This window comes from Phenylobacterium sp. RIFCSPHIGHO2_01_FULL_69_31 (genome assembly GCF_001824475.1).
Classification (GTDB): Bacteria; Pseudomonadota; Alphaproteobacteria; order Caulobacterales; family Caulobacteraceae; genus Phenylobacterium.
In genome coordinates, this window is sequence record NZ_MHXN01000045.1 from 189291 (window position 1) to 197115 (window position 7825).

Sequence of the window (7825 nt, forward strand, 5' to 3'; positions counted from 1 at the left end):
GCCGCTTAAGCTTGCGCTTGGACGAACGGGAACTGGAATTCCCGAAGAAGCTCACGGGCTTCGTCGTCGGTCTTCGCAGTCGTGGTGACGATGATGTCCATGCCCCAGATCTGGTCGATCTGGTCGTAGTTGATCTCCGGGAACACGATGTGCTCCTTCAGACCCATGGCGTAGTTGCCGCGGCCGTCGAAGGACGTGGGCTTCAGGCCCCGGAAGTCCTTCACGCGCGGCAGCGCGATGGTGATCAGACGGTCCAGGAACTCGTACATCTGGTCCTTGCGGAGGGTCACCTTGCAGCCCACCGTCATGCCTTCGCGCAGCTTGAAGCCGGCGATCGACGTACGGGCCTTGGTGGCCACCGGCTTCTGGCCGGCGATCTTCGCCAGGTCAGCCATCGCCGAGTTGATCTTCTTGGAGTCGGCGACAGCTTCGCCCACGCCCATGTTGATCACGATCTTCTCGAGCTTCGGGATCTGCATCTCGTTCGTGTAGCCGAACTTTTCCTTCAGCTTGGCACGGATGCGCGAGCGGTACTCGGACTTGAGCCGCGGTTCGTAAGCTTGATCAGCCATTGATCACCTCGCCGGTCGTCTTGGCGATACGGACCTTCTTGTCGCCTTCCACCTTGAAGCCGACGCGGGTCGGCTTGCCGGCGGAATCGACCACGGCCACGTTCGACAGGTGGATCGACGCTTCCTTGTGCTTGATCCCGCCTTGGGGATCCAACTGGGACGGACGGGTATGACGCTGGACCATGTTCAGGCCCTGCACCACGACGCGCTGCTCCTGCGGGAGCACCTTCAGGACGGCACCCTGACGGCCCTTGTCCTTGCCGGTGAGGACCATGACTTGGTCCCCCTTCTTGATCTTCGCAGCCATCACAGCACCTCGGGAGCGAGCGAGATGATCTTCATGTGGTTCTTGGCGCGCAGTTCACGGGGAACCGGGCCAAAGATCCGCGTGCCGATCGGCTCGGACGACTTGTTGACGATGACGGCGGCGTTCTTGTCGAACCGGATCACCGAACCGTCCTTGCGCTTGATGGCCTGGCTCGTGCGGACGACGATTGCCTGCAGCACATCGCCCTTCTTCACGCGGCCGCGCGGGATCGCCTCCTTCACGGAGACGACGATCTTGTCACCGACGCTGGCGTAACGGCGCTTCGCGCCGCCCAGCACCTTGATGCACATGACCCGGCGGGCGCCGGAATTGTCGGCGACGTCCAGGTTAGTTTGCATCTGGATCATGGGTTCAGATCCTTAGGCTTCTTGGGCCGCGCCGCCCTTAGGCAGCACTTCCCAGGTTTTGGTCTTGGACTTGGGCGCGCATTCGATGATGCGGACGCCTTCGCCGGACTTGTAGGCATTGGCCTCGTCATGGGCGTGGTACTTCTTGGACCGGCGGACGGTCTTCTTCAGCACCGGGTGCAGGAAGGTCCGTTCGACCTTCACCACGACCGTCTTGTCGCCCTTGTCGGAGACGACCACGCCCTCGAGAATTCGCTTCGGCATCTGTCGGTTCTCCTCAGGCCTGGGCCTGCTTCGCGCGCAGGACGGTCTTGATGCGCGCGATATCCTTGCGCACCTCGTCCACGCGGTGGGTCTTCTCGATCTGGCCGGTCGCCTTCTGGAAGCGCAGGTTGAACTGCTCCTTCTTGAGGGAGACGAGCTGGTCGGCCAGCTGGTCGGGGGTCAGACCCCGGATTTCGTCGATCTTCATCACGCGTGCTCCGCGACCGGGGCGTCGATCCGCGTCACGATGCGGGTCTTCACCGGAAGCTTCGCCGCGCCGAGGCGCAGGGCTTCACGGGCCACATCGTCCGGCACGCCGTCGATTTCAAACATGATCCGGCCGGGGTGAACCCGGGCGGCCCAGAACTCCACCGCGCCCTTGCCCTTGCCCATCCGGACTTCGGCCGGCTTGCCGGTCACGGGAACGTCCGGATAGATCCGGATCCACACCCGGCCCTGGCGCTTCATCTGGCGGGTGATCGCGCGGCGGGCCGCCTCGATCTGCCGCGCCGTGACGCGCTCGGGTTCCACCGACTTCAGGCCGTAGGAGCCGAAGTTCAGGGTGAAACCGCCCTTGGCCAGGCCGTGGATGCGGCCCTTGAACTGCTTGCGGTACTTGGTCTTCTTCGGAGACAGCATCTCTTCGGATCCTTAGGCGTTCGCCGGTTCGCGGCGATCGCGGCGGGGGCCGCGGTCGGGACGATCGCCGCGCTCGCGGCCACCACCCTCACCAGCCGGACCGCTTTCGCTGGCCAGGCGCTTGTCGAGGGCCATCGGGTCGTGGTCCAGGACCTCGCCCTTGAAGACCCACACCTTCACACCGATGATGCCGTAGGTGGTCTTGGCTTCGGTGAAGCCGTAGTCCACGTCGGCGCGCAGGGTGTGCAGCGGCACGCGGCCTTCGCGATACCACTCCATCCGCGCGATTTCGGCGCCGCCCAGGCGGCCCGAGACGTTGATGCGGACGCCCTTGGCGCCGAGGCGCATGGCCGACTGCATCGAACGCTTCATGGCGCGGCGGAAGGCGACCCGGCGCTCGAGCTGCTGGGCGATGTTCTCGGCCACCAGCTGGGCGTCGGTCTCCGGCTTGCGGATTTCGACGATGTTCAGGTGAACCTCGCCGTCCGTCATGGAGGCGATGTCCTTGCGCAGCTTGTCGATGTCCGCGCCCTTCTTGCCGATGATCACGCCAGGGCGCGCGGCATAGATGGTGATGCGGCACTTCTTGTGCGGGCGCTCGATGATGATGCGCGAGACACCGGCCTGGTACAGGCGCTTCTTCAGCGCGCGGCGGACCTTGATGTCTTCGTGCAGCAGGCGGCCGTACTCGGGGCCGTCGGCGAACCAGCGGCTGTCCCAGGTGCGGTTGATGCCGAGGCGAAGCCCGACCGGATTGATCTTCTGACCCATTAGGCGGCCTCACCCACTTCGCGGACCACGATCGTGATCTCGCTGAACGGCTTCTCGACGCGCGACGCACGACCGCGGGCGCGGGCATGGAAGCGCTTCATCACGAGGTTCTTGCCCACATAGGCCTCGGCGACGACCAGCGAGTCGATGTCGAGGTTGTGGTTGTTCTCGGCGTTGGAGATCGCCGAGTAGAGCGCCTTGCGCACATCGGCGGCGATCCGGCGCGAGCTGAATTCCAGCTCGTTCAGGGCGCGCTGCACCTTCAGGCCGCGGATGGACTGGGCCACGAGGTTGAGCTTGCGGGGGCTGATGCGGATAGTCCGCACCTTGGCCACCGCTTCGGCCTCCGTGTAACGGCGAGCCTTGGCTTGCTTGCTCATCTTACTTCCTCTTGGCCTTCTTGTCGGCCGCGTGACCGGGGAAGAAGCGGGTGGGCGCGAACTCGCCCAGCTTCATGCCGACCATGTCTTCCGAGACGAGCACGGGGACGTGCTTCTGGCCGTTGTGCACGCCGAACGTCAGGCCCACGAACTGGGGCATGATGGTCGAGCGGCGCGACCAGGTCTTGATCACGTCCTTGCGGCCGGACGCCTGCAGCGCTTCGGCCTTCTTCAGCAGATACCCGTCGACGAACGGGCCTTTCCAGACGGAACGGGTCATGGCTTAGCGAGCCTTCCGAGCGTGACGCGAACGGATGATGAACTTGTCCGTCGCCTTGTTCTTGCGGGTCTTGCGGCCCTTCGTCGGCTTGCCCCACGGGGTCACCGGGTGGCGACCGCCGGAGGTGCGGCCTTCACCGCCGCCGTGCGGGTGGTCGATCGGGTTCATCGCGACGCCGCGGACGTGCGGACGGCGACCCTTGTGACGCGAACGCCCGGCCTTGCCGAGGTTCTCGTTCATGTGGTCGGGGTTCGAGACCGCGCCCACCGTGGCCATGCAGCTGTCCATGACCATGCGCAGCTCGCCCGAGTTCAGGCGGATCTGGGCATAGCCGGCGTCACGGCCGACCAGCTGAGCGTAGGCGCCAGCCGAACGGGCGATCTGGCCGCCCTTCAGGGGCTTCAGCTCGACGTTGTGGATGATCGTGCCGATCGGCATGCCGCGCAGCGGCATGGCGTTGCCCGGCTTCACGTCGGCCTTCTCGGCGGCGATCACCTGGTCGCCGGCCTTCAGGCGCTGCGGGGCCAGGATGTAGGCCAGCTCGCCGTCGGCGTACTTCACCAGGGCGATGAAGGCCGAACGGTTCGGGTCGTACTCCAGGCGCTCGACCGTCGCGGGGACGTCGAACTTCCGGCGCTTGAAATCCACGATGCGGTACAGGCGCTTGGCGCCGCCGCCGCGGAAGCGGACCGCGACGCGGCCGTTGCCGCCACGGCCGCCCGACTTCGTCAGGCCTTCGACCAGACGCTTTTCCGGACCGCCCTTGTGGAGCTCGGACTTGTCGACCAGGACCAGCTGACGGCGGCCCGGCGACGTGGGATTGAATTGCTTCAAGGCCATCGGATCAGAGCCCCGTAGTGATGTCGATCGACTGGCCTTCGGCCAGCGTCACGATCGCTTTCTTGACGTCCGAGCGCTTGCCCATGATGCCGCGGAACCGCTTGGTCTTGCCCTTCACGTTGATCGTGTTGACCTTCGTGACGTTGACCTTGAACAGCGCCTCGACCGCAGCGGCGATCTCGTCCTTGGAAGCGTCGCCGGCCACGCGGAAGACGACCTTGTTCTGCTCCGAGAGCAGCGTGGCCTTTTCCGTGATGATCGGAGACAGGATGGTGTCGTAGTGACGAACGGTGGGTTCCACGGCCATCACGCGGCCTCCTTAGGCTGGAAGCGCGCCTGGATCGCCTCGACCGCGTCCTTGGTCAGGACCAAGGTGCGGCGACGCAGCACGTCGTAGACGTTCAGGCCGGCGTTCGGCAGCACATCCACGTTCGGGATGTTGCGGGCGGCCAGGCCGAAGTTCTTGTCCACCTCGGCGCCGGCGATCACCAGCGCATGCGTCACGCCGATCTTGCCCAGCTGGTCGCGCAGCGCGGCCGTCTTGGCGTCCTTCAGCGAGACCGAGTCCAGGACGATCAGCGAACCGTCCTTGGCCTTGGCGGACAGCGCATGGCGCAGGGCCAGGGCGCGGACCTTCTTGGGCAGGTCGAAGGCGTGGCTGCGGACCACGGGACCGTGGGCCTTGGCGCCGCCGACGAACTGGGCCGCCCGGCGCGAGCCGTGACGGGCGCCGCCGGTGCCCTTCTGCTTGTACATCTTCTTCGAGGTGCGGGAGACCTCGTTGCGGACCTGGATCTTGTGGTTGCCCGACCGGCGCTTAGCCAGCTGCCAGGTGACCACGCGCTGCAGGATGTCGCCGCGGATCTCTTCGATGCCGAAGATATCGTCGGCCAGCTCGATCGAGCCGCCCTTCCCGCCGTCCAGCTTGATGACGTCGAGTTTCATTACGCTTGATCCCCAGCTTCGGTCGTCTCAACCGGGGCGTCGGCCACCGACTCCTCGGCCGGCGTTTCCGCGGCGGCCTGGGCCGGGGTCGGCTGACCCGAGGACTTGAAGGCGCCCGGCTTCGGCGCGTCGGCCGGCAGGGCCGACTTCACCGCATCGCGGATCTTCACGAACGAGCCTTCCGAGCCCGGGACGGCGCCCTTGACCAGGATCAGGCCGCGCTCGGCGTCCACGCGCCAGACGGTCAGGTTGAGGGTGGTGACGGTTTCCTGGCCGAGGTGACCGGCCATCTTCTTGCCCGGGAAGGTACGGCCCGGATCCTGGCGGTTACCCGTCGAGCCGTGCGAGCGGTGCGAGACGGACACGCCGTGGGTGGCGCGCAGGCCGCCGAAGTTCCAGCGCTTCATGGCGCCGGCGAAGCCCTTACCCACCGTGGTGCCGGTGATGTCGATCTTCTGGCCCGGCACGTAATGGTCGGCGGTGATCTCCGCGCCCACGTCGATGAGGGCGTCTTCCGAGACCTTGAACTCGACCAGCTTGTGCTTCGGCTCGACCTCGCCCTTGGCGAAGTGGCCGCGCAGCGCCTTCGTGGTGTTCTTCGGCTTCTTGGAACCCGCGCCAAGCTGGAGGGCCACGTAGCCGTCCTTGTCCTTGGTGCGATGGGCGACGACCTGGCAGCCTTCGAGGCTGAGGACCGTCACGGGCACGTGGGCGCCGGCTTCATCGAAGAAGCGAGCCATACCCAGTTTCTTGGCGATTACGCCGGTTCGCATCGGATCAATCCCCTTAGAGCTTGATCTCGACGTCCACGCCGGCGGACAGGTCGAGCTTCATCAGCGCGTCCACGGTCTGCGGGGTGGGGTCGACGATATCGAGCACGCGCTTGTGCGTGCGGATTTCGAACTGCTCGCGCGACTTCTTGTCGATGTGCGGCGAACGGTTGACGGTGAACTTCTCGATGCGCGTCGGCAGCGGGATCGGGCCACGCACAGCGGCGCCGGTCCTCTTGGCCGTGTTCACGATCTCGCGGGTGGAATGGTCCAGCACGCGGTGATCGAAGGCTTTGAGCCTGATGCGAATGTTTTGAGCCATATCGCTCTTACGTTTCCCTACAGACGGCGGGCGCCCGCGTGATCTCGACCATTTCAAAGACCAGCCCGAACCCTCAGATGAGAGTCCGTACGCGAAAGTCCGCACAAACGACTTAGGCCCGCGCGAACCCGCGAGGGCCTACTCCCGAAACGCTTGATTTAAGCACTGTCTCGAGCCGTTCCGCGGGCCGCGTCTGCGCCTCAAATCGCTTTGAAGCACACAGCCGGTCCAACAGGAGGCGCGGTAATACCTATGCGACTCGCCCCCGTCAAGGGGCGAGCCGTGGCGCAGCGTCAGTCGCCGATGCGGATCGAGCCCGAGCCCATGATGGTCTTGGAGACCTCGCCTCGCACCTGCCCAGCGTGGACGTCGCCGGAGCCGGCGATGCGCACCTTGAGGCTGTCGGCGGTCCCGCGGAAGTCGACGTCGCCCGAGCCGGCGATCGACACCTTCATGGTCGTCGCCCGCCCGCCCAGGACGTCCACGTCGCCCGAGCCGGCCACCGAGACCTCCAGCGGCCCGGCGATGGATTTGACGTGGGCCGAGCCCGAGCCGGCGATGCTGATGTCCAGGCCGCCCTTGACGTCGGCCGCGGCCACGTCGCCCGAGCCCGCCAGGCGCACCCGGAGCGAGCCTGTCGAGCCCATGCGGGTGTCGCCGGAGCCCGCCTGGCTCACCTTCGCCTCGCCCGCGACGTTGGCGACGGTCCAATCGCCGCAGCCGGAATTGCCCAGGTTGAGGCTGGCCGAGCGGCCCACGGCCCCGAACACCGCGCCGCCGGTATCGATCTGCACATCCCGGGGAGTGTGGATCACCACCTGAGGCAGGTCCGCATAGGCGAAGCTCCCCCGGTCGCGGACCTCGACGGAGGCTTTGTCGCCCGCGCCGCGGCAGCTGCGGATCCTGCGCTCCAGGTCGCCGTCCACGATCGTGCGGCCGGCCAGGGTGCGGACGGTGATGGGTAGACGCGGGTTGGTGGAGACGATCTCGACCTTGATGTCCGAGCGGTCCTCAGGGACCACGGTCACCCGCGCGGCGGCGTCCTTGACCTCGATCGAGGCGGCCTGGGCGGCCGCGGCCGCGAAGGCGGCTACGGCGGCCAGAAGGGTGGTTTGAAGGCGCATCGTCCTCTCTCCCAAAGTCGAAAGCGTTGATGCGGAAGCTAGTCGGCGGGGCCGGCAGGGGCAGCTTAATTCGCAGTCATGACACGCTTGTCATGGCCCCAAGCAGAAGGGGCCGCCGGATGGTGTCCGGCGGCCCCTGGTATTTGGATGGTCGGGTAGGCGTTGGGCCTACTTGATGATCCTGGAGACCACGCCCGAGCCGACGGTCCGGCCGCCTTCGCGGATCGCGAAGCGCAGGCCCTG

16 protein-coding genes are annotated in these 7825 nt (G+C 66.2%); all 16 read right to left on the reverse strand.

Translation table 11 applies throughout. The annotated features are described in order from the left end of the window. Nucleotides 1-5: 5 nt before the first annotated feature. Nucleotides 6-572, reverse strand: coding sequence for a 50S ribosomal protein L5 (rplE, locus tag A2790_RS23140; RefSeq protein WP_068876699.1), 567 nt, complete (start codon nucleotides 570-572; stop codon nucleotides 6-8). Beyond that, nucleotides 565-879 (reverse strand): 50S ribosomal protein L24, encoded by a 315-nt coding sequence (rplX, locus tag A2790_RS23145; protein WP_293397078.1) that lies wholly within the window; start codon nucleotides 877-879, stop codon nucleotides 565-567. Before rplX ends, rplE begins: the two co-directional genes overlap by 8 nt. Continuing rightward, nucleotides 879-1247, reverse strand: coding sequence for a 50S ribosomal protein L14 (rplN, locus tag A2790_RS23150; protein WP_068876697.1), 369 nt, complete (start codon nucleotides 1245-1247; stop codon nucleotides 879-881). The genes rplX and rplN overlap by 1 nt, the downstream gene beginning before the upstream one ends. A 12-nt stretch (nucleotides 1248-1259) precedes the next feature. Then, nucleotides 1260-1511, reverse strand: a complete 252-nt coding sequence (gene rpsQ / locus A2790_RS23155) for a 30S ribosomal protein S17 (RefSeq protein WP_068876696.1) — start codon at nucleotides 1509-1511, stop codon at nucleotides 1260-1262. Nucleotides 1512-1524: 13 nt separating this feature from the next. Continuing rightward, nucleotides 1525-1719 (reverse strand): 50S ribosomal protein L29, encoded by a 195-nt coding sequence (gene rpmC, locus A2790_RS23160; protein ID WP_293397083.1) that lies wholly within the window; start codon nucleotides 1717-1719, stop codon nucleotides 1525-1527. Then, nucleotides 1719-2150, reverse strand: coding sequence for a 50S ribosomal protein L16 (gene rplP / locus A2790_RS23165; RefSeq protein WP_068876694.1), 432 nt, complete (start codon nucleotides 2148-2150; stop codon nucleotides 1719-1721). The genes rpmC and rplP overlap by 1 nt, the downstream gene beginning before the upstream one ends. A gap of 12 nt (nucleotides 2151-2162) precedes the next feature. Further along, nucleotides 2163-2921: a 30S ribosomal protein S3 gene (gene rpsC / locus A2790_RS23170; RefSeq protein ID WP_293397087.1), complete on the reverse strand. Its 759-nt coding sequence runs from the start codon at nucleotides 2919-2921 to the stop codon at nucleotides 2163-2165. Continuing rightward, nucleotides 2921-3301 carry a 50S ribosomal protein L22 gene (gene rplV / locus A2790_RS23175; protein ID WP_068876692.1) on the reverse strand — a complete coding sequence of 127 codons (381 nt, stop codon included), beginning with the start codon at nucleotides 3299-3301 and terminating at the stop codon, nucleotides 2921-2923. Before rplV ends, rpsC begins: the two co-directional genes overlap by 1 nt. Nucleotide 3302: 1 nt before the next feature. Beyond that, nucleotides 3303-3581: a 30S ribosomal protein S19 gene (gene rpsS / locus A2790_RS23180; RefSeq protein WP_068876691.1), complete on the reverse strand. Its 279-nt coding sequence runs from the start codon at nucleotides 3579-3581 to the stop codon at nucleotides 3303-3305. 3 nt (nucleotides 3582-3584) lie between these two features. Beyond that, nucleotides 3585-4421: a 50S ribosomal protein L2 gene (gene rplB, locus A2790_RS23185; protein WP_068876690.1), complete on the reverse strand. Its 837-nt coding sequence runs from the start codon at nucleotides 4419-4421 to the stop codon at nucleotides 3585-3587. Nucleotides 4422-4425: 4 nt separating this feature from the next. Next, nucleotides 4426-4722, reverse strand: coding sequence for a 50S ribosomal protein L23 (locus tag A2790_RS23190; RefSeq protein WP_156467180.1), 297 nt, complete (start codon nucleotides 4720-4722; stop codon nucleotides 4426-4428). Between the two features lie 5 nt (nucleotides 4723-4727). Further along, complete coding sequence (rplD, locus tag A2790_RS23195; protein WP_068876688.1) at nucleotides 4728-5366, reverse strand: 50S ribosomal protein L4; 639 nt, start codon at nucleotides 5364-5366, stop codon at nucleotides 4728-4730. Further along, nucleotides 5366-6139, reverse strand: a complete 774-nt coding sequence (gene rplC / locus A2790_RS23200) for a 50S ribosomal protein L3 (RefSeq protein WP_293397093.1) — start codon at nucleotides 6137-6139, stop codon at nucleotides 5366-5368. Before rplC ends, rplD begins: the two co-directional genes overlap by 1 nt. A 13-nt stretch (nucleotides 6140-6152) precedes the next feature. After that, entirely contained in the window at nucleotides 6153-6458 is a 306-nt protein-coding gene (gene rpsJ / locus A2790_RS23205) for a 30S ribosomal protein S10 (protein ID WP_068876686.1), read from the reverse strand. Between the two features lie 293 nt (nucleotides 6459-6751). Beyond that, nucleotides 6752-7582, reverse strand: a complete 831-nt coding sequence (locus tag A2790_RS23210; RefSeq protein WP_293397096.1) for a DUF2807 domain-containing protein — start codon at nucleotides 7580-7582, stop codon at nucleotides 6752-6754. A 168-nt stretch (nucleotides 7583-7750) separates the two neighbouring features. Further along, the gene (locus A2790_RS24480; RefSeq protein ID WP_363081591.1) at nucleotides 7751-7819 is read right to left on the reverse strand and encodes a hypothetical protein; all 69 of its coding nucleotides are present in this window, start codon (nucleotides 7817-7819) and stop codon (nucleotides 7751-7753) included. Nucleotides 7820-7825: the final 6 nt, after the last annotated feature.

Excerpts from the sequence above, each read along its gene's own strand:
- rplE (WP_068876699.1), bottom strand. The coding sequence starts at position 572 with ATGGCTGATCAAGCTTACGAACCGCGGCTCAAGTCCGAGTACCGCTCG.
- rplX (WP_293397078.1), bottom strand. The coding sequence starts at position 879 with ATGGCTGCGAAGATCAAGAAGGGGGACCAAGTCATGGTCCTCACCGGC.
- rplN (WP_068876697.1), bottom strand. The coding sequence starts at position 1,247 with ATGATCCAGATGCAAACTAACCTGGACGTCGCCGACAATTCCGGCGCC.
- rpsQ (WP_068876696.1), bottom strand. The coding sequence starts at position 1,511 with ATGCCGAAGCGAATTCTCGAGGGCGTGGTCGTCTCCGACAAGGGCGAC.
- rpmC (WP_293397083.1), bottom strand. The coding sequence starts at position 1,719 with ATGAAGATCGACGAAATCCGGGGTCTGACCCCCGACCAGCTGGCCGAC.
- rplP (WP_068876694.1), bottom strand. The coding sequence starts at position 2,150 with ATGCTGTCTCCGAAGAAGACCAAGTACCGCAAGCAGTTCAAGGGCCGC.
- rpsC (WP_293397087.1), bottom strand. The coding sequence starts at position 2,921 with ATGGGTCAGAAGATCAATCCGGTCGGGCTTCGCCTCGGCATCAACCGC.
- rplV (WP_068876692.1), bottom strand. The coding sequence starts at position 3,301 with ATGAGCAAGCAAGCCAAGGCTCGCCGTTACACGGAGGCCGAAGCGGTG.
- rpsS (WP_068876691.1), bottom strand. The coding sequence starts at position 3,581 with ATGACCCGTTCCGTCTGGAAAGGCCCGTTCGTCGACGGGTATCTGCTG.
- rplB (WP_068876690.1), bottom strand. The coding sequence starts at position 4,421 with ATGGCCTTGAAGCAATTCAATCCCACGTCGCCGGGCCGCCGTCAGCTG.
- rplD (WP_068876688.1), bottom strand. The coding sequence starts at position 5,366 with ATGAAACTCGACGTCATCAAGCTGGACGGCGGGAAGGGCGGCTCGATC.
- rplC (WP_293397093.1), bottom strand. The coding sequence starts at position 6,139 with ATGCGAACCGGCGTAATCGCCAAGAAACTGGGTATGGCTCGCTTCTTC.
- rpsJ (WP_068876686.1), bottom strand. The coding sequence starts at position 6,458 with ATGGCTCAAAACATTCGCATCAGGCTCAAAGCCTTCGATCACCGCGTG.
- A2790_RS23210 (WP_293397096.1), bottom strand. The coding sequence starts at position 7,582 with ATGCGCCTTCAAACCACCCTTCTGGCCGCCGTAGCCGCCTTCGCGGCC.